The organism is Vibrio sp. 10N.247.311.12 (genome assembly GCF_041467515.1).
Classification (GTDB): domain Bacteria; phylum Pseudomonadota; class Gammaproteobacteria; order Enterobacterales; family Vibrionaceae; genus Vibrio; species Vibrio crassostreae_C.
This window is the reverse complement of the sequence record NZ_JBFSUV010000005.1, coordinates 109,333-129,059: the sequence shown is the minus strand read 5'-3', so window position 1 is coordinate 129,059 and position 19,727 is coordinate 109,333. Positions and strand designations below refer to the sequence as shown.

The 19,727-nt window shown below is 42.7% G+C and carries 15 protein-coding genes and 1 pseudogene; 3 read left to right on the top strand and 13 right to left on the bottom strand.

The window, feature by feature from the left end; translation table 11 throughout:
• Positions 1 to 165 precede the first annotated feature (165 nt).
• The 3 genes and pseudogenes from AB6E30_RS04395 to AB6E30_RS04385 form a co-directional block, all read right to left on the bottom strand.
• Positions 166 to 675, bottom strand: a complete 510-nt coding sequence (locus AB6E30_RS04395; protein ID WP_029236503.1) for a helix-turn-helix domain-containing protein — start codon at positions 673 to 675, stop codon at positions 166 to 168.
• Positions 676 to 823: 148 nt separating this feature from the next.
• Positions 824 to 967, bottom strand: a complete 144-nt coding sequence (locus AB6E30_RS04390) for a hypothetical protein (RefSeq protein ID WP_157939025.1) — start codon at positions 965 to 967, stop codon at positions 824 to 826.
• A 64-nt stretch (positions 968 to 1,031) separates the two neighbouring features.
• Positions 1,032 to 1,310: pseudogene (locus AB6E30_RS04385) on the bottom strand (gamma-glutamyltransferase); the annotation flags it as partial.
• Between the two features lie 621 nt (positions 1,311 to 1,931).
• On the opposite strand from AB6E30_RS04385, the gene AB6E30_RS04380 reads away from it, so the two are divergent.
• The 3 genes from AB6E30_RS04380 (at position 1,932) to AB6E30_RS04370 (ending at position 5,086) form a co-directional block, all read left to right on the top strand.
• On the top strand, positions 1,932 to 3,398 hold the full coding sequence (locus AB6E30_RS04380) for a methyl-accepting chemotaxis protein (protein WP_102393124.1): 1,467 nt from the start codon (positions 1,932 to 1,934) through the stop codon (positions 3,396 to 3,398).
• A gap of 131 nt (positions 3,399 to 3,529) precedes the next feature.
• Positions 3,530 to 4,666 carry an outer membrane beta-barrel protein gene (locus AB6E30_RS04375; protein ID WP_372102738.1) on the top strand — a complete coding sequence of 379 codons (1,137 nt, stop codon included), beginning with the start codon at positions 3,530 to 3,532 and terminating at the stop codon, positions 4,664 to 4,666.
• Between the two features lie 9 nt (positions 4,667 to 4,675).
• Positions 4,676 to 5,086, top strand: a complete 411-nt coding sequence (locus AB6E30_RS04370; RefSeq protein WP_010429296.1) for a phosphate ABC transporter substrate-binding protein — start codon at positions 4,676 to 4,678, stop codon at positions 5,084 to 5,086.
• An 85-nt stretch (positions 5,087 to 5,171) separates the two neighbouring features.
• Here the strand turns inward: AB6E30_RS04370 and AB6E30_RS04365 are convergent, their stop codons facing one another.
• From AB6E30_RS04365 to AB6E30_RS04320, 10 genes are all read right to left on the bottom strand, one after another.
• On the bottom strand, positions 5,172 to 6,251 hold the full coding sequence (locus tag AB6E30_RS04365) for a sulfate ABC transporter permease (RefSeq protein ID WP_372102736.1): 1,080 nt from the start codon (positions 6,249 to 6,251) through the stop codon (positions 5,172 to 5,174).
• A 1-nt stretch (position 6,252) separates the two neighbouring features.
• Positions 6,253 to 6,729, bottom strand: a complete 477-nt coding sequence (locus AB6E30_RS04360) for a hypothetical protein (RefSeq protein WP_372102734.1) — start codon at positions 6,727 to 6,729, stop codon at positions 6,253 to 6,255.
• 9 nt (positions 6,730 to 6,738) lie between these two features.
• Positions 6,739 to 9,942 carry a response regulator gene (locus AB6E30_RS04355; protein ID WP_372101360.1) on the bottom strand — a complete coding sequence of 1,068 codons (3,204 nt, stop codon included), beginning with the start codon at positions 9,940 to 9,942 and terminating at the stop codon, positions 6,739 to 6,741.
• 213 nt (positions 9,943 to 10,155) lie between these two features.
• Entirely contained in the window at positions 10,156 to 10,530 is a 375-nt protein-coding gene (locus AB6E30_RS04350; RefSeq protein ID WP_017060464.1) for a hypothetical protein, read from the bottom strand.
• Positions 10,531 to 10,638: 108 nt separating this feature from the next.
• The gene (locus tag AB6E30_RS04345) at positions 10,639 to 12,777 is read right to left on the bottom strand and encodes an ATP-binding cassette domain-containing protein (protein WP_372102732.1); all 2,139 of its coding nucleotides are present in this window, start codon (positions 12,775 to 12,777) and stop codon (positions 10,639 to 10,641) included.
• Positions 12,774 to 14,360, bottom strand: a complete 1,587-nt coding sequence (locus AB6E30_RS04340; protein WP_372102730.1) for an ATP-binding cassette domain-containing protein — start codon at positions 14,358 to 14,360, stop codon at positions 12,774 to 12,776. The genes AB6E30_RS04345 and AB6E30_RS04340 overlap by 4 nt, the downstream gene beginning before the upstream one ends.
• Positions 14,350 to 15,774, bottom strand: a complete 1,425-nt coding sequence (locus AB6E30_RS04335) for a TolC family protein (protein WP_372102728.1) — start codon at positions 15,772 to 15,774, stop codon at positions 14,350 to 14,352. Before AB6E30_RS04335 ends, AB6E30_RS04340 begins: the two co-directional genes overlap by 11 nt.
• Positions 15,749 to 17,980 carry a response regulator gene (locus AB6E30_RS04330; RefSeq protein ID WP_029235405.1) on the bottom strand — a complete coding sequence of 744 codons (2,232 nt, stop codon included), beginning with the start codon at positions 17,978 to 17,980 and terminating at the stop codon, positions 15,749 to 15,751. Before AB6E30_RS04330 ends, AB6E30_RS04335 begins: the two co-directional genes overlap by 26 nt.
• A gap of 3 nt (positions 17,981 to 17,983) precedes the next feature.
• The gene (locus AB6E30_RS04325; RefSeq protein WP_017060459.1) at positions 17,984 to 19,333 is read right to left on the bottom strand and encodes an HlyD family type I secretion periplasmic adaptor subunit; all 1,350 of its coding nucleotides are present in this window, start codon (positions 19,331 to 19,333) and stop codon (positions 17,984 to 17,986) included.
• Positions 19,334 to 19,335: 2 nt separating this feature from the next.
• Positions 19,336 to 19,698 carry a hypothetical protein gene (locus tag AB6E30_RS04320; RefSeq protein ID WP_016793662.1) on the bottom strand — a complete coding sequence of 121 codons (363 nt, stop codon included), beginning with the start codon at positions 19,696 to 19,698 and terminating at the stop codon, positions 19,336 to 19,338.
• Positions 19,699 to 19,727: the final 29 nt, after the last annotated feature.

The window sequence follows — 19,727 nt, the reverse complement described above, 5'->3', positions numbered from 1 at the left end:
CGTATCGACCCTTATGTTCATGATAAATTGACTTTATCAACCGCAGCTCACGTTCGTAGCTATTTGGGCGCTTGTTTGTTTGAGCTTGATAATAAAAGACACTTTTTGCCAGCTGTAGAGTCTGCAGTAAGTGCTTCAGCGGGTACTTGCCTTTAAGAGTTAGAGCTATGACCGCTTTTTCTTTGTTCGACGGTTTTTTTCCTGCTCCAACTCTTCCAACTTTTTTAGAACGGCATTCTCGGTTCGTAAGTAGACCAACTCCTCTTTTAGCTCCTCAAGTGTCATTTCATTATCAGGCTTAGTGGTACGTTGAGGTTGCTGTTTCATTGAGGGTCTTCCTTTCTGGCGCATTTTGAGCCCCTTGATACCGAGCTCATTAAATCTTTTGAGCCAGACAGAGAGTATCCCAGGGGATGAGAGGTTTAATACAGCGCTAGTGTGCGTGAGAGACCATTCATTCGTCCACATTAAATTCAATGCTTTTCGTTTTGTTTGAGCAGTCGCGGCATGCTTAGTTGGTAAAAATGAATCAGTACCATGGATGGCAAAGACTTGAGCCCAATACCGTATCTGCCTTGAAGAAATTGAATATTGTTTTGCTAAATAGAGAGATGACGTGCCATCTAAGTATTGCTTAGCAATGATACATTTTAGCTCACGGCTATATTTGGACATAAAAAGACCCCCAATAATTGGTGTCCAACTATTGGGGGTCAGTTCAACACGTTCGACTGGCTTTTTCGCATCCATGAACTGCTTAGACGAGGTTCAAGCAACTAAAGACAAAATAAGGGCAAGCCTGTTACTTGCCCATTTCGTTTTATTATTCACCCATAGAGCTTGATGCACGGCGTCTGTCGGTCGCGCCATAGATCTTGCCATCTTTGACTTCAATGGCATTCAAGCCACTGACGACTGGAATGACATGCACCGGATAACCGAGCTGCATGAACTCTGGTACTAACATTTCGGCGTAGGTTTTCTTTTCGACGAGCAAACCCGTTGGGTCATAAGGTTTGGTGCGATCAATCTTGGTCTTTGTCTTTTTGGTAAAACAGCGCAAAAGTACCGCCGCCAATCCCAGTCATATCCGGTTCAACCACCGACATTGTCATCTGCATCGCCACCATTGCATCGACTGCATTACCTCCTTGCTTGAGTACCGAATACCCAGTGCTGCTTACATATGGATTCGTTGCACTTACCATAAACTCTTCGCCAGTTTCGTCTGGCGTAATTGGAAAAGGATTTGGCTTAGCCGCGAAACCGACCGCTGAAACCAAACTTAAAGATAAAGTCGCTATTCGCATGCGTTCTCCGTTTAAGGTATCTGTTTATTCGCTCTAAGATTGACCGAGTAAGGGCGGTGAAGTTCGTGAGTTTGCAGCCTTTTTACACAACACTGACGCTGCTGACAGAATCATTAAATAGTAGAGAATTTTGCGGCTTAAATTTATTGCGAAGCTAAATGTAAGGGCAAACTTGGGTTCTCAATATTAATTTAACTATCTTGAAATCCTAATTTTTGAATAACTAAAGCGATTTTGGAACATGATGAATTACAGTCTTATGGAGAGGTGTTCAGTTTGATGTTGAACTCGTTTTTAATAAAGTAGTTAATTATACATGCTGATTTATATGGTTATTCTTACTTGTATAATAATTTATAAATAATATTAACATTTTTGTCACTATTTTCGGTGTGACAGATTGATATACTGGTCAGATCTGTTATTATTCAAAATACATTTGCAGTTCATCATACTGTTTAACAAAGGGAGCTTATGTTTACACTATCGATCAAAAATAGGATTTTGGCTTTATGTTTAGTGTCGCTAGTAGGATTTACTAGTATTCTATTTGTCGGAGGGGATACGTTAACCAGTAACACCCAACAGGTTAATCGAATTGATCAAGTTACTTATCCGGTTATGAATGCGGCTTCATTGAATAGTGTATTGATCTCTCAATTAGCCGAGCGCTTTAATTTGGCAGTGACTCTAGGCGATGACGAGATTTTGGAGATGAACAAGCAAACTCTCGCTGAGATTCAAAATAACTTCAACATTCAAATCTCTCTCGATCCTTCATTACAGAGCTCATCTGCACTTTTGCAAAATCAAACCAATCAATATTTTGAGTTAGCTTACCGAGTTGCTCAAGGCATGATAGATGAAGAGATCAGCCTTAGCGAAGCTGGGCGCTTTGCAAAACAGAGCACCGCAATCTTAGATGAGCTTACTTTGGGTATGCATAAGTTTTCTTTGGCTCGTCAATCAGAGTTTGAAAACGCGGTACAAGATCTAGAATCAAACAATAAAAAAGCTAACCAAATCATGAGTGTGTCTGGTGCTGTAGCCATGCTTGCGATGTGTATCTTTGGTTGGTTTGTGGTGAAAGGTATACGTAGAGATCTCGCGAATATCAGTGACAAAATGCGTGATATTGCTGAAGGGGATGGAGACTTAACGGTTCGCCTACAGCATGAAAAAAATGACGAACTGAAACCTTTAGTTGAATCATTCAATAACTTTGTCTCTCATTTACAACAGAACGTCACACACACTATAGGTAACGTTACTCAGCTGGACACGATCTCTGGTTCACTTGTTAAATCAAGTCAAGTAACAAGTGAGTTGTCGACTAAGCAGCATCTCTCTATTGAAGAAGTATCAAGTTCATTAAATCAATTGTTTCTTGCCGCTAGAGAAATCGCTACGAACGCTAATGATGCTTCGACTTCAGCTTCCAGTGCGAGTGAGCAAGCAAGCTTAGGAGAGAAGCAAGTCAAGAGTACGATTTTAGCCGTGCAAGAATTAACGCATGATGTAAGTAATGCATCTCAAGTGGTTAAACAGCTAAATGACAACACACAAAGTGCTGGCTCGATACTTGAGTCGATCAGTGCGATTGCAGAGCAAACCAACCTGCTTGCGCTTAATGCGGCAATTGAAGCTGCACGCGCTGGTGAACAAGGCCGTGGTTTTGCTGTCGTTGCTGATGAAGTAAGAACGTTAGCATCAAGAACTCAATCATCTACACAAGAAATTCAATCTGTACTCTTACAGTTACAAGACCAAGCAAAAACTGCGTCATCGATTATTTCTGATAGCGTAGTTAAAGCCGAAACTTGTGTTGAAAAGTCAATTGTCGCGGAAAATTCTCTGCAGAAAATTACTTCAGATATTATCGAAATCAGTCAACGAAACGAAAGTATTGCCGCTGCGACTGAAGAGCAGGAGCAAACCTCCACTCGTATTGAAACTTTTGTCGAAGAAATTCGCAAGATGGCAGAAGGCACCAGTAACAGCGTTCAGCAAGTGGACGCCGTGGCGCAAGATATTCAAAAAGTGACTCGTAACCTTTCAACACTAACTGGCCACTTTAAAGTCAGTTAAGTTCCCTAGAATCATTCCCTCTCTCCTTTCGGCTATGCCTTAAGGAGGGCGGCAGTATGCCCCAAATATGGGCTGATTATACAAAAACAATTATATAAAAACGAAAAATCACATAACAATTGGAGTTAGTTATGAAGAAGACAGTGGTTGCTGCCCTAGTAAGTATGGCGTTTGGAGCAAATGCTGCAAACATGGATGATCTTCGAATTAGTGGATTTGGTTCTGTAGGCATCGGTAAGTCAGACAATGCGATAGGTTATGCGGGTTATACCGACGAAAAATTAGATTGGGAGCAAGAGACATTAGCAGGCTTACAATTTGATTTTCAAGTAAATGAGCGTGCTAAGTTCGTGACGCAAATCGTTGCAAACAGCCGTTATGATTATGAGCCAAAAATTGAGATGGCTTATGCCTCTTATGATTTTGAGGCCTTCACAGCTCGAGCAGGTAAGTTGCGTTTACCTTTGTTTTTCTACTCAGATTACACAGACCTTGGCTATGCGTATCCAATGATCAGGCCTTCTCAAGAGTTGTATGAAAACATTGTTTTGAAGGGCTACACGGGTACTGATTTATTGATTCCGATTGAACTTGAAGATTCAAGTATTCTTCTTCAGCCAGTGGTTGGTATCGGTACTATTGATGAAGATGACTCAATTGTTGGTGAGGTGAAACTAGATAAACTATTCGGTATCAGTGCCAACTGGAACGTAGATGACTTTACCTTCCGTGGTTCATATTTTGTTGCTGAATCTAATCCATCTTGTGATTTCCAAAACTCACAAGACCCGTATTGTCAATTGGGTGCAATGCTAGATAGCCAAGATGGTCAGTTCATCTCTTTGGGTGCTCAATATGACAATGGTGATCTGTTAGTTAACGTAGAAGCTGCAGATGTTCAATTGGAAGGGCAGTTTTATGACTATCAATCGGTTTCTGGTTTGGTTGGTTACCGAGTCAATGAATTTACGCCTTACGTTTCCGTTAGCTGGGTTGAAACAACAGACAACGAAGAACGTGAGAACATGACTACGACGGCTATTCAAGAGTCGATGAATTACGAGCGTCTTTCTTACTCTGTTGGTAGCCGTTGGGATTTCGCTAAGAACATGTCTTTAAAAGCGGATGTGACCTATGTCGATTACCGCGATACTAGTGGTGGGTTCCAAAGTAATGTTGAAACAACAGTAAGCCCATATATTGCAACGGGTAATTACCTTGAAGACAGCTCTATTGTCTATTCAGCACGTCTTGATTTCGTATTCTAAGGAGGCCATATGAAAAGTTTACTGGCAGCAATAACCGTAGCGGTTCTTTCATTTAACGCTTCTGCTGGAATGGTAGTGATTGGTAACAATGCTGGCGTTGATTCTTTATCTAAATCAGACGTTAAAAAGTTATTCATGGGTAAGAAAAGCAAGCTATCGAATGGTACTAAAGCACAGATCATCGAGCTAGCTGATGGTTCTGAAGGCAGACTTGCCTTCCATGAGGTGGCAACGGGACGCAGCGAATCACAACTTCAATCAGCGTGGTCGCGACTTGTATTTACCGGTAAAGCTGAAGCTCCAATCCAGGTTTCAGACTACAACGAAGCAATTATAACGGTTGCTTCAAAAACCAATGCAATTGGTTATGTAGATGAAGCCGCTTTAACAGGTGACGTGAAAGTATTATTTAAATACTAAGCGTTGCTTACTTACCAGCATTAAAAAGCCCAAGGTTATTTGATTACCTTGGGCTTTTATTTAATGGTGATTGTCTAATTTTGGGTTAGAAGACGAAACTCAACATGATGGTATAAAGGACGGCATCTTTGTCATCAAAACCAGTAAGTGCGTTGAAATTCTCAACAAAGGCACCGTTTGCTTTACGAGCCTCAAAATATTGCACTTCGCCATTGATGGAGACGTTAGGTAACACATCGTAATCCACACCAATTAGGTAGCTGTTTCCTGTTAGGTGTTCGTGAGAATCAAACTCTGCTCCGTAAACGACGTATGGAGTGAATAAATCTATTCTGTAGCCCAAACTAGCGTACATCGAGGACGAGATGTCACTGATCTGTCCTTCACTTGTCAAAACAAATTGACCCAGTTCGTATTCTGCTCCTAATGACCAAAGTTGTATATGCTTGTTGTCTTGCTCAGTTCTGAATGGGGTCGGTACTCCGGGAATTGTTGTGATAACAATCTGATCGAAATTTGAATCTAGGAAAGATAAATTCCAACGGTAGCTATCACCGCTTAGCTGCAGATTTGCGCCGAGCATGCGATTGGTTTCAAATTCCAGTTTTGTAGTCGAGTCGAAATCTACGTCATTTTTATCTTTTATGCCGATAAACGGAGTAAGTAAAAGAGTAGCTTCGTCACTGACATCGTGAGTCCAGCTCACTTTTATGCCATTGAAAGCTGTGATTCCGAGAACGCTGTTATACACCTCTGTAGGTGGCCTCGCGGTCATATAGGCTTGGCCTACATAGTAGTACTCAGAGGCAAGGAACAGTGGCAGTCGTAATCGACCAATGCTGACATCAAAGTCATTAAATTCATAACCTAAGTAAGCCCACTCTAGCTGCGGCTCACTCCAATCATATTGGGGTGGCTTGACAACTTGCACGGAAGCTTTGAATGAGTTGTAGAAGTAATCGAGTTGAACACCAAATGTGGTATCACAGTCGTAACAGCTCTCATCAGTAAAACCGCGGTTGATGATTAATGGATTATCGTTATCCGATGTTGCCCAAGACGTTGAGCCAAAGCCACTCAAGGATAAATTATCGGTAAGTTCGATATTCGCAAAAGCCGGAGAGGCCATTGAAGCACATAACACTGACGTAATTATTCTTTTCATATTATTTCTCCGAACTTATAACGTAGAGAACGTTGGCATTTTGAGGAACCGAAGAGAGTGGGGAGTAACCAATACGGTTTGGTTTGTCATCAAGCCAGTCGACTAAGCTGTCGGTTGACGCCGTTTTGATTTCTCTTGGATAACGCGCTTTTCCTGAAAAAGATAAACCAGCCCAGTGTGCATTCATTTGAGCGGCATTTTTTCCAAGCAAAAGCTGATAAAAGTCCTCTCTTTCGGCACTGTTCTCAGGCCAATCAGACAGTTCAACACGTTTGCCATTGAGGTGCTTAGTTTTCCCTCTATAGAGCTTTCGCGCTTTGTTTATTGATATCTCTTCAAATCCGGAGTCTAAAGAAAATATGGCATAATCTTCAGCGGCATGAGCGGGGCTGAGAAGAAGTAAGCTTCCTAACAACCCTATCACTGCGGGTAGCTGCGCTCTGCACGAGAGTGTTTTAATTGTTTTGATCCAATCCATTGGTTTCTCCTAACAAGTCGCACTTTCTATTTGGTGGAACAGTTTTTCTTTTCTTACGGGCTTCGCTACGTACCCATCCATTCCGGAATCAAAGCACTTTTGAATATCATCATCGATAACACTAGCGGTTAACGCGATAATAGGAGTTTTGCTTAAGCCTTGGTTTTTCTCGTGTTCTCGAATCTCCTTAGTTGCAGTGAAACCGTCCATAACAGGCATCATGCAATCCATCAAAATAATGTCGAAGCTACTGTCGTTCTGGTACATATCAACGGCAATTTGTCCGTTGTCTGCAATTTCAAAGGCATATCCGGCCTTCTTCAGCATGATAGAAGCTACTTTTTGATTGACGCGGTTGTCTTCGACTAGCAAGATTCTCTCTGATTTGCTCGGAATTGCGTTTTGTTCCGCTTCTTCAGGCAAAGTACGTTTGGTCGCAGCCCCGTTGATAATTGGAGTGACAGTTGCAGGTTGTTTCTTAGGTTGAGCTTTATAGGAAGCTGGTAGTGGCATAGCTTCTACCGCGGTGAGTACTTTCTCTTTAAGCATTTCGAACTTGAATGGTTTTGGTACATAGTCATCCATACCAACGTCGAAACACCTCTGAATATCGTCATCGATGACACTGGCGGTCAATGCAATGATAGGGATGCGTCGCGTCGCTTCCGTTTCTTTTTCAATTCTTCGGATGTTGCTTGTTGCATCAAAGCCATCCATAACCGGCATCATGCAGTCCATGAGTATCGCCGCGTAATGAGGATTAGCGGTGAACATGTCCACAGCTTCTTGACCATTATTAGCGAACTCGAATTCAAAACCACTTTTACCGACATGAAGACCAGCAATTTTTTGGTTGATCTTGTTGTCTTCAACGATGAGGATTTTGTGTTGGATCTCGACTGATGTCTGGCTTGCTTCTGATAGTTCCGCCAAACCTCGAGTATCACAAAGCTCAATAGCTTTAATTAAACGCAAGCCGAGTAGGGGCTGTGCGACTTGTGCAGTAACGCTGTCACCAAGATCCGCTGGCTCACTTAAGAAGGAACGTATCAAACAGATAGTGATGCCGTTTTGGTGCAGCTTTTCTAAGTTATCTGCGTGGGTATTAGCTAGGAATGCGTCATCTTCGGCGAAAACAACAGTAATAGGTTTAGTGTGTTTTTGAGTGGAGAGCTGCTCTGTAATTGCCGTTATATCATTCGTTTTATCGGTAACCTTCAAACCATAAAGGTTAAGGTCGGACTCTATTCGCTCGGAGAGCATATTTTCGTTACCCAGCACATAAATATCAGCCGTTGCTGTACTTGGTTTTGGCAGTATCAAGTCAACAGGCAATACCAAGTCGAAGTAGAAACAGCTTCCTTCACCTTTGACGGAGTCGAGTTGAATTTGACCACCCATCAGCTCTACCAACTGTGTACTGATGGCTAGGCCAAGACCGGTACCACCGAATTGTCTGGTTGTTGAATCATCCTCTTGAGCGAAGGGTTCAAATATTTGTTTTTGTTGCTTTGAATCGATACCAATACCTGTGTCGCGAACGGCAAATCGAATGGTGACATTATCGTCAGATTGTTCGAGCGTTTGGATTGATAATGTGACGCCACCTTCTGCCGTAAACTTCACTGCATTCGACATAAAGTTCATTAGGATTTGTCTTAAGCGGTGATCGTCGATCATCACGCGAGCTGGTGTGTCTGGGCTGATATCAACGTTAACCGATATTTTTTGTTCTTTCGCTTTTGGTGCCACAATAGAGGCGATGTCGTATATCGACTCTCTAATCGATGCAGAATGCGGGCTGATTAATAGCATGCCAGACTCAATTTTAGAGAAGTCTAAGATATCGTTGATTAAGCTAAGTAGCAGTTGGGATGAAGTTTCAATCGTATCCACATAATCACGCTGTGTGGGTGTGAGCGGCGTATCTGCGAGGATTTCCGAAATACCAATAACACCATTGAGCGGGGTGCGAATTTCATGAGACATGTTGGCCAAGAAGCTACTTTTTGCTTTGCTGGCTTGTATTGCGTGGTCTTTCGCGTGTTCGGCATCCTCTTTGGCTCTCTCTGCGTCTTCTTTTGCTACCGTCAATCTCTCTTTCGCGAGCTCTCGTTCGATGGTCAATCGTTCAACTTGCTGAGCAAACAGACTGAGTTCATCTTTACCTTGGATTAATTTATCTAAAGAAGGGCGCGTGTCATCATTTTCGCTTTTTAAGAAAGCTAACACCAAATTAAGGTTGTTAGTGACTTGTCTCGCCAAGCTAAGAGTTAAACCCATAACAATCGCTGCCAGCAAAGCGACGATTGAAATAAACAGGGTTCGTTGTATTTGCGCGTCATAGATGGCTTGCTCAACTTCTTGTTGAAACTCTTGCTTGATTACGCCGCCAAGGCTTTGTAATAAGTTGAGCCGTGCGCTCATCGCTTCTAAGCCGACAGACACTTCTTGTGGCGTCAGTTGGCTGATTGTATTTAGGTCGAGTAGCGCGCTTCTTATCTCTTGGCTTTGAGCAAACACATCATTTCGAAACACTTCAACCATCAAAGAAACTTGATGTTCGTTGGCGTTCAATGAAACAAAGCGCTCTAAGAACAATTGCTGTCTTTCACTCAAGGTTTTGATCTGTTCGGCGAGTTCTGGGTCGTACTCTTGGCTGATTTGGAAGATCTCAATCAGTGAACTACCAAGCTTGAACTCTTCGTTCGACCAAAACATCAACCACTCAAGTTGTTGAAGGGCAGTGAGGTGCTGTTGAATTTCACGTTTAGTGTTTTCAAAAGGGACTTTCTCTACTTCAAGTAACAGTTGCTTGTATAAATCGCTCTGCCATTCGAGGGCATCCAATTTATCGTAAGTGTCAGTCACTTGCATCGTCGATAAGGTCGCTTCGCTGAAATCGGCAACAAGTTGATTCATTTCATCAGATGCGTCTAAAAAAATGATGGGAGACAGGTTTTTAAGTTCTGCCTTTACTTGGTTGCTTTGAGTAGCAAACTCTTCAGGGCTAGAGGCTAAGGTACTTCTATACAAAATAGAAATATCTTGAAGATAGACAGATAACTGATTGGTTCGTTCAAAATCGGTTAACTGAGTCGTTAATATATAAGCCTGTCTACCTGCTAGGAAGAGTAATAATGAAATGGGAAGTAGAACTAAGCCAAAGAGTTTATGTTTGACTGAAAGGTTATTCCAAACCGTAATCGCCATATAAGGATCCATCCAACTGTCGTTATATAAAAACAGTAGAATAAAAATGCCGATATGGAAACTTTGAAACGGTAAATTTTGCGTAAGTGTGGGAGAGGTATAAGTTCTTGTGATTCCAGAGCTTATTTTGAAATGCGTTCTTTTATTAGTAATTTATAGCGTTTGGCAGTTTGTTTAATTTTATGCTTATTGATGAATCACTTAAAAAGCTTACTAATGAGGACGATTGTTATCGAGGCTTAATTCGAAAAGAAGTTGCTCTAATACGGTTTTTGCAGAGGGTTCTAATGTCCAAATACCGAGCATTCTGTTAAGTGCGGCGCGATACACTCTGTTTTTTAGTAGGAAGGCGAGTGTGCTCGTATCATTGCTGAATACGTGCATTTGTACGATGGTGAGCTCTGCTTTGTTCTCAATGTCTATTTTCTGAAGATTGAAAGCGGGTAGGAAGGCAGACTCATACCAAACCTCAACGATCTCTCGAAGCTCCATCTCTTCTTCAGGTACATCGCACTCCTGAAGTTGGTGGTTTTCAGGAATTGCGGATAAGTAAGCTACATCAAGCTTGTCTGCAACGAATGTGTACATATTCTTCCTTGTTACCTGTGGTATTGGGGCGAATCATCCCTCTCGCTTATGAATTTGTCAATTATATCCATTTCCCTAAATAGCGAATTGTGATTAAGCGTTGAGGTTTTAGCTTAAGCTGTTTAAGTATTTGTCTGTTAAGCCAAAATATTTCAAATTTCCATCCGGCTCTAACACTAAACTCATGTTTGATGTTGCGATCAAACCAGGGTCGTTAGTCGAAAAAATCACGGTCTTATTCAACAATTTATCGGAGAACAGGCGATTAAAGTATTGAGCGTTTTCTTGCTCTGCACCGTTGAACGGTTCATCAATAATAATCAGAGATTGCTCACAGTTACCTAAGCCGAGTGCCAGACGCAATTTTTGTTGAATTCCATTCGGGAGACTTTTGCATTTATCCACGCTTAACTGAGTAGCTAAGCCTTCCGGAAGCCATTCATCTAACTCGAAGAAGCTCACCATCTCTTGCATCTTGTCTGTTGGAATCAGCCCGTTGTGTAGAATGAAATTGGTCTCGAGTGAGCCTTCAAAAATATGCAAATTAAAAGGGATGTAGTTAATCGAGGTGCGATAACGGTAGCTATTGAACTGTTTAATGTTGTAACCATCGACAGAGACTGCGCCTTGATAGCGGTCTTCTAACCCAGCAATGATTGATATTAAGGTGGTTTTACCGCAGCCCGTAGGGCCACAAATGACCACTTTGGCACTGGGTGGGATTTTGAACCCCAAGTTAGTTAAGCCGGTTGCGGCTCCTGCATATCGGTGACTGACTCCGCTGCCCACAATGCTTCCTTGGAACAGGCGAATAGGTGGGCTTTTTTCTAAGGTCAATTTGTCGTCATTCATCGACATCAGGTTGTTTATCTGTGCTGATGAAGCCTTGATCGATTGGAACTTGGAAATTGAGTTATAGATACCCATGATTGGGCCTAACGCTTTCCAAACCAAAATAACGGTTGCGAGCATGGCACCCGCATCAGAAGTACCTTCCATCACGCCGATTACCGCGGTCACGATACTTGCTGTACCAATCACTTGAATCAAACTGCCACCAGCGGCCTGAATCTTACTGTTAGTCACGGCAACGTTCTCTGCATCGCTGGTGCTTTGCATATGCGATGCACTGAATCGAGATTGAACGACACGAAGTAAAGGCAGGCCTTGGATTGTTTTGATACCACGAAGGATTTCGTTCCATTGATACGAGACCATCGCATTGGCGCGCGAACTTTTGGATGTGGCTTGCGAGTAGATATAGCGAGAGTAAATACAGAACACTAACATCAGGATTAAACCACCCATCACCACTAATGCCGCTGTACCAGACATCAGAGCAATGGCGATGATAAATACGATCACAAACGGCATATCAAAATAGCTGAGCGTCGATTCGGCAGTCACCAAGCGTCGGAAGGTATCGATATCTTTCAAACGTGCTAGCTGAGAAGAGACCCCAGCAGTAGATGTCATCGCATAGGGTAGCCAAAGCAATTTAGATATAACGGCTTGCGAGATGTGCACGGCGAGATCTTTACCGGACGTGGCAATGATATTTACCCGCATCTTTTTAAAGAAATACTCCGAGAAGCCAACAATAATGGCGAATAAGGTTAACCAATAGAGTGTGGCTTCGGAGCTCGAAGTCAGTGCGAAGTTATATACACTCATAATAAAGAATGGCTGCAATGCACCGAGAATACTGATGACGAAGCTCAGAATGATCAGGCTTTTAAGTTCATTGTTATAACGATAGAAAGCGTATTTAATCCAATTGCTTCTGTCTTGCGATTCCGGAGGTGGCTCGCGGAACAGACGAGAATATTCGCTAATCGCAATCAGCAAACAGGGCTTTTTGCACATTGGGTATTCAATGGTGTTGTTGTTCGTGTAATCAAACAGCAGCAACTTTCCATCTTTGGTGCCTAAGAAAATCGCACTTAGATTCTCTATTTCAATAAAGCATGGCTGAGGGTGCTTATCGATATTCTCGAGTGTCTTTAGTTTAGTAACATCACAGCGATATCCAAGGCGCTCTATGGTTGCTGTAAAGCTGTCGCCATCTTTGGGTTTTGGAATAAAAGCATCGCTGAGTATTGCGGGTGTGCCTTCCCATTCGAGTGCTATCAAGGTGTAGGCCAAACCACGAATAAGTGGCGATTGACTGTAACGTTCGTCGTATCCACTAGATTCAAAATCCAAGACACGTTGCGGCACATTATTGAAGTCAACTAGGATACTCATTGGTCACCTCCGGTAAGTTTTACGCGTTTGAGGCGGTGATTAAGTTTGTCCATTTTATTGCTGGCGATGATCAATATTTTGTCATTGGCGCGATAAGCCGTACTGGTGAGAACCATTCGTGCAAATTCCTCATCAAAGACACAATCGATGTCATCGAATATCAATACACGCTTACTGGCGAGCAGGGCACGAACTAATAATAAGGCGTAGCCAACTTGGCGAGAGAATGGGTTACGCATATGGCCTTTGAGTTCTGTATAAAACCCGGCAGGAAGCCCATCAATTTGCGCTTTGATGTTCATGGTTTCACACAGTGCAAACGCCGTGTTATTCAAGCTTGGTCGGAAACAGGTCAGGTTATCGATAATCGTCCCTTCTACGAACGAACTGGTCTTATCAACCATCAGAACACTGTTACGCCAAACGTTGTAATTGATGTCATCCAAAGGCGTGTCGTTAATCATGATATCGAGTTTGCTATCACTGTTCTGACGCGTAATACAGTTAGCGAGGTGGGTCTTACCTGAACCACTTTTCCCTGTCAGCAAATAGGCTTGTCCGAGTTCGAACTCGATACGCTGCTTTTCAGAATACTTAACCGAAATACGTTCAACTTCTGTTGTTTCATGTTGGTGTTCAACAGAGGCGGCCAATTCAAGGAGGTCAGCGATACGTTGGATATGGAGTTTGTTTAACTCCCAGCGGCTCGCGGTTCTCATTACCTGTTGATATGGCGCAAAGTAACGGTTGGTTAGCATGATGATCGCGGCCATGATGCCTTGACTCGATTCCATATTGATTACGGCAGTCGCCAAGACCACAACAACGCAAGCAATGGATAGCTGTTGGATGAGCGCCAAAATCAAGCCAAAGTTCGACTCGATTTGCTCATATTTGATGTTCTCCACTTCACGCTCTTCGACCATTTGTGTCATCAGGCTTTCAACGCGGTACTCCATGTTTCGCGCTTTAATATCAAGCGGGCTAGAGATGATCTCAATGATTTTGGAGGTAGTTAACCCTTCGATGTCTGACTTATTCTGCAAGCTACCAATTTTCTGTTTGGAAAGACTCCAAGCGAAAATCGCTAAGACAGCCGAGGCAATTAGAAGGGTGATACCAGCCCATATGTTAATGAGACCGATGATAAGTATAGTAATCACGCTAACAGCAAGGTTGATAAGCGCTCGAACCGATTCTCCACCAAAGAAGGTCTTAAGTTCAGGAATGGTTGAGATTCGTTCTAGGTATTCGCCTGGTTCCAAACGACGGAATTTATATATTTCCGCCAAACAGATGGATTGGAATACCTTGTTGGTTAGGTTGGTTTCAAACTGCCTCATGATAACGGAAGATATCTTCTCTTCCTGACTTTTTAAGTGGTAGTCGAGGAAGATGGAAATCAAAATAATCGCGAACAATAAGAACAGCGTATCTTGTGCTTGGTTGGGTAACACTCGGTCAAAAATGATCAGAATAGAGAAGGGCAGTACCAAACCAAACAGGGTCGATATTATCGTTGAGAAAGTCAGATAACACTTATCTGCCATGTTGATCTTTTGCGAAAACTGCTCAGTTTGCATTGTGACCTCCTTTTCTCAATGACTCCGTTGAGAGAAGATGTTTTGGCACCAAATCTTGATTGTCGCGACCTTCAATATCACTCATTAATTGCATCACGCTTTCGATAGATTGAATTGAGAGTATTCCCTTAATTTGCTCAAGCTTGATGGTCTCGATGATGTAGTCGTATCGTGCGCTTTCATAGTCTCTTAACGCGCTGAACAGCTTACTTTCCGCCGCCAGCAAGTCGGTGATGGTACGCGTGCCTAATTGGTAGGCTCTTTGGATCCCTTTATAAGACGCGTAGTTGGCGCGAATGATGTTTTCGTAACTGCTTATAGATTGCGAGAAATCGTTAATGTTGAGCACGGAGGTATTCACACTGTTACGTGTGGTGTAAAGCGAATCTTGGTAAAGCAGCTCAGTACGTTCGATGGCCGTCGATGATTTTTGATAGCCGTAGTAATCAGAGCCACCAGACAAGATAGGAACTGCTAGGTTTAACCCAACACTGGTTGAGTTACTTTCGCCTGTCGCTGTAATGTCGGTTTTGTCGAAGTTATTGGCGTCATCGTGTCGATAGCTGGCTGAAAGCGATACTGTCGGTAAGAAGTTCGAACCGCTCTCTTTTAAGCTTCTGCGGCTTCTCTCGACGTTTTTCTTAGCCACTAACAAGTCGTTGTTGAGCTTTAACGCTTGATCCATGATTGATCGTTGTTCGGTTTCGTTTATCTCTTTTAAAGGCACACTTTCGTAGATATCTTGAGACGGAGTGATAGGGTATTGAATCTGAATCGATAGCCCGTTGAGAATGACGCGACGGTCTTTCTGCAAGGTTCTCAATCGATTCGACACACCTTCTTTCTGAGCAATCACTTCGTAAAGCTCACTGGCGGCTGTATTGCCGAGTTCCACATTGCGTCGCATTTGATGTTCACGCGTTTCGGACGATTTAAGCTCAACCTTGGTCGCTTTGATTTGGGCGTTGTTTTTCAAATACTCAAAGTATTGAGAACCGATTTCCGAAATGGTGCTTTGGATTTTGTTCTCGTGTTTAATCTCTTCGATATTGAAGTCGAGTTTTGCTGTCCCATATTTGAAAATGTCACTAAGATTGAATATGGATTGCGAAAGAGAAAGGCTGTAACTGTTTGAGTTATAGCTAGAGGTTTTATCGGGAACGCTCGATAGCAAGGTTTCATTCTCGTTCCATGTGGTATCGGCAGCACCATTGAGTGAAGGCAGAAACTTAGATCGGCTGATCCCAATGTTGTATTCGTTCTCTTCCACACCTTTATCACTGGCGCGAAGGGATAGGTTGTTTTGCAGGCCGAGTTCTACCGCCTCAAGCAGGGTAGTCGCCGATGCCGAAGGTGTCGTGCTTAAAGCAAGCGCAGCCATAATGCTGCTAGTTAAGTTTTTGTACCGCCACATACTTGTTGATCACCTTGATTATTTGGTCACTTTTATAAGGTTTGCTGATCACGTAATCCATTCCGGCTTCGATACAAGCCTGGTGTTCGTTACTGCTGGTCAATGCGGTTGCACCTATGATGGTACAAGGGTTCTTCTCGTTTTCTTGTTCAAACTGGCGAATACGTTTTGTGGCTTCAATGCCGCCCATACCCGGCATGATGCAGTCCATGAAAATGATGTCTGAACGCTTGTTCATAAAGTGCTTCACGGCATCGGCGCCATCGCCAACCATGTCTGGTTCATATTCTTGTTTGGTCAAGATTCGTTTCAGTAAAATTTGTTGAACTCGGTCATCCTCTACGATAAGGAATGAGCTGTTTTCCATCTGTTCTTCCGATGCTTCCGCTTCCATAATGGTGAGTAGGTTTGGAATGAACTCATAAGGGATAGCAGGGGCGTTGATGATTTTGTCGACGAAGCTATGACACTCTTGTGCTTGCTGAGTGTTGGTCACTGACAACAGTAACTTGGTATTTGGGTGGTTCTTAAGCTGAGATTTCACAGTCTTACTTAGTGAGGGCAGTTTGTTGGGTTCAAAGGTATCGGTGAGCATAATAGCATCGTAATCACCGAACGTTTTCGCCGCTGAGAAAAGCTCATTTGCAGTGCGAATCTCGGTGATATCAAGCCCCAAGTTACTGAGCATTTTCTTCATCACATCGATGCGAACTTGAGTATTAGCACACAAGAGTAAACGCTTGCCATCAAAGCGAGTTTTCTCTGTGTGGAAGTTCTTAGCCTTAAGATCAAGCTCGATCTGAAAACGTTCCTGAGCCCCTGACTGGAACCAGTGGCTCTCGTAATATCCGTAATCCTTCAGAACGCTTTTCGCTAAGTCATCTGTGCTGGCTGTATGGTCTTTGTGTGCGCTCCAATGGAGTTTGTTGAGCTTGGCAACAGAAACATCCAGTGTTGATAAGAAGTTGAGGTTGATGGTGACACGGGTATTTTCCATGTCTGAAGCCGCACCCGATTCAATCGTTACAAACAGTTTCTTATTTGATTTGAGTTGAATAGCGTTAGAAAGTTGAAGGAACAGTATCCAGAATAAGCTGGTGGATTGGCCTGCAACACGATTCGGTAAGTTGTCAGAGATAAAACAGTCAAGTTGGCTTTCATTACGTTGTACTTTGGCACTGATATGAATCATTAATTCAGATAACACGCTCAGTAAAGAGAACTCTTTCGACTTGCTTTCCGTACCCTGTGATATCAAGCGATTATAGTTTTCTGCTAACTCAGATAGTGTGCTACACGCAGAGGTAATATCGTTCGCCATCAACACGCCGTTTTCATCGGTTTCTTGAACCAGATATTGGACACCACCGTTGATGGTGTTTGTAATTCCGCGAATCTCATAACCGATCAGCGCATACAACTGTTTGTAGAGATCGTTATTGCGCTTTTGGTCTTCTAATTTACTGAAAATAAGTTTGAGATGAGAGTAAATCTGACGCTGCTTGGGGTTGATGCTAACTTCATTAAGAAGCTCTTCAAGACGTTGTAAATCTAGCTGCTTCAGCTCTTGATACAGGGCATCGAATTCATAGTCGATTTCGCGTTCGTTAGAACTGGATTTCTTTAGCTTCAACATAGCAACTGAGTTGGATAGAATCGTAATCACAGCCAATATCACGACCACCATAAACAACCAGATAAAGAACTCGTTTTTTTCTGACATTAAGTCATTTGCATGGTTGTTAAACATGGTGCGATAGTTGTCGTCCATCTGCAGATAGTTATTGGTCAATGAAAGGTACAAGCCTAATACGTCGTTACGTGTTTTTGCGCTATCGGAGAAACGATTAATCGCCAATTCCAGTTGTGTGTATTCAGTTGCCCCAACCAAGCTGAACTCGGTTTTGTTCAACGAGGCTAAAGAGCGAAATTCATCAATTTCAAGCTTCAAGTTAACCAGGTTGAATTCGTTAGTGCCGCAAGTGTTGGTACTTAAACACTGTTGCAGAGTTTGAATATCTTGTTCTATGGTCTGATTAAGCTTCTGGGCTTGTATGAGCAGTGGGGCGCTTTGCACTTGTGCGACTGAATCTATTTTTGACCAAGAAAAGTATAAATAGAAAGCGAGCGCAGCCAATACCACGCTAAATAGTATGCTTAGACGTAGGGCGGGTATGGAAATATTGTACGAAGGTTTACCGCTCATTGATTATCTCTCATCGAAAGCATCCTCGATGGCTGACATCACCGGTTTCGCAGCGTATTCGATCACGCGACGCGAGCCTGTTTTCACATCAGCGGTAAACTCCATGTAAGGTGATAACTTGTATTGAGTGCCTCCTCGTTCAAGAAAGTTTCGGTCAATTTCAATCTCAGCTAAATAGAATTCAGCGTCTTCTTCTTCGTATGATGAACGGCTGATTGAGGCGATGGTTCCCTCAACAAACCCGTATTTTGCAAAGTTATAGGTATCCATTTTTACTTTCACTGCCTGACCAATTTCGACAAATCCCATGTCTTTACGTGGGATCTTCGCTTCACCGTGTAACGAATTATTTATTGGGGCAATATCGGCGATACTTTCTCCTGGCGGAATCACAGCAGAACGGAAATTGAAGTGAAGTTTATCGACCACACCATCGACTGGCGAGTAGACGACTAGGCGATCAACCTTGTCGGAATGCTGCGGTTGTAAGATTCGCTTTAGCTTGAGGTCTTTGTTCGCTTGAATGATTTGTGCTTGGTACTCAGAGTTTCGATTCTCAACCAAGTCACGGTGTTGCTTTTCCAGTTTGTCGAGTTGGAAACGCTCATTCATCACAGATTCGTCAAGGTTCTCAATCTCACGCACCATATTCGACTCTTGTACTTTCATGTTAAGAACGTCGACATAAGACGCCATCTCTTCTTTATAGAGGGTGTTTTTGATGTTGAGCTGCTTACGTATCAGAGAGAGTTGATTCTCTGAACTTTTGCGACGCTTTAACATTGAACTGATCAACGAGTTCTTGTGCTTAATATCGTGTGTAATGAGTTCTTCATTTGAACGGTTTTTAGAGAATTCTTGTCTCCAGGTATTCATGTTGACCTGAACTTGCTCAGGGTATTTCTCAATGAAAGCGTCGAAGTTAGGCTCTATCATGTCGCGTAAGCTTTCATAACGAATCTTATCGAGCTCTATCTGAATAATTTCAGTATTGACGGTATCAAGTTGAGTGTTACGGTCAAGTGAGCGTATTCGAGCGATAGGTTGGCCCTCATAAACGACTTCCCCTTTTCTGACTAACAATTCTTCTAATATCCCGCCTTCTAAATGCTGAACTTTCTCAACATCCGATTCCAATAGCAGTTCGCCACGTACAGAAACAACAATATCGATACGTGCTTGTGACGCCACCGCAATAGCGACCAAAGCGAGCAAGAATATAATGAGCAACGTTTTGTGAACGCTGGTCATGGCACTAGCAAGCACAATAGTGTCATCAGCAGTGACCTTAGAAGCCTCGTTATTGGAAACGAGTGCTTTTCTGAGGTGATGTTCTATTTGGTTATTGCTCATGACTACCTCGATGACTTGTCATCTATTACTTCCTTAATGTCCAACAAGTGATTGATTTGTCGATTGACGTTGTGCAATTCAGTTTTTACATCCTCTAAAAGATCTTCAGGTGCAGGGAATTCGTGCTTACTCAAATGTTCCAATTTGGCCATTTTGGGTGGCAAGTCTTGATCACACAGTAAAGTTAAGATGGTCTTTAATCTCTTTGAGTAGTTGTTGAGTTCATCAAAACGGTCACTTTTATGGAGCGTCTCTATGTTGATCGCTGCGTCTGAAAAGTCCTTATAAAAATCGCCTAGTAGCAATTGAAGCCCTTTGTGGTTGTTGTCGATTGAACGCAGCAAACTCGTCATGTCTATCATCATTCCACCGCCGTAATTGCTTTAATCACAAT

Bases quoted from the DNA above. Each gene is read 5' to 3' on its own strand.
- AB6E30_RS04335 (WP_372102728.1), bottom strand. From the start codon at position 15,774: ATGTGGCGGTACAAAAACTTAACTAGCAGCATTATGGCTGCGCTTGCT.
- AB6E30_RS04370 (WP_010429296.1), top strand. From the start codon at position 4,676: ATGAAAAGTTTACTGGCAGCAATAACCGTAGCGGTTCTTTCATTTAAC.
- AB6E30_RS04355 (WP_372101360.1), bottom strand. From the start codon at position 9,942: ATGGCGATTACGGTTTGGAATAACCTTTCAGTCAAACATAAACTCTTT.
- AB6E30_RS04390 (WP_157939025.1), bottom strand. From the start codon at position 967: ATGTTAGTACCAGAGTTCATGCAGCTCGGTTATCCGGTGCATGTCATT.
- AB6E30_RS04375 (WP_372102738.1), top strand. From the start codon at position 3,530: ATGAAGAAGACAGTGGTTGCTGCCCTAGTAAGTATGGCGTTTGGAGCA.
- AB6E30_RS04345 (WP_372102732.1), bottom strand. From the start codon at position 12,777: ATGAGTATCCTAGTTGACTTCAATAATGTGCCGCAACGTGTCTTGGAT.
- AB6E30_RS04330 (WP_029235405.1), bottom strand. From the start codon at position 17,980: ATGAGCGGTAAACCTTCGTACAATATTTCCATACCCGCCCTACGTCTA.
- AB6E30_RS04340 (WP_372102730.1), bottom strand. From the start codon at position 14,360: ATGCAAACTGAGCAGTTTTCGCAAAAGATCAACATGGCAGATAAGTGT.
- AB6E30_RS04365 (WP_372102736.1), bottom strand. From the start codon at position 6,251: ATGAAAAGAATAATTACGTCAGTGTTATGTGCTTCAATGGCCTCTCCG.
- AB6E30_RS04380 (WP_102393124.1), top strand. From the start codon at position 1,932: ATGAATGCGGCTTCATTGAATAGTGTATTGATCTCTCAATTAGCCGAG.
- AB6E30_RS04320 (WP_016793662.1), bottom strand. From the start codon at position 19,698: ATGATGATAGACATGACGAGTTTGCTGCGTTCAATCGACAACAACCAC.
- AB6E30_RS04395 (WP_029236503.1), bottom strand. From the start codon at position 675: ATGTCCAAATATAGCCGTGAGCTAAAATGTATCATTGCTAAGCAATAC.
- AB6E30_RS04350 (WP_017060464.1), bottom strand. From the start codon at position 10,530: ATGTACACATTCGTTGCAGACAAGCTTGATGTAGCTTACTTATCCGCA.
- AB6E30_RS04360 (WP_372102734.1), bottom strand. From the start codon at position 6,729: ATGGATTGGATCAAAACAATTAAAACACTCTCGTGCAGAGCGCAGCTA.
- AB6E30_RS04325 (WP_017060459.1), bottom strand. From the start codon at position 19,333: ATGAGCAATAACCAAATAGAACATCACCTCAGAAAAGCACTCGTTTCC.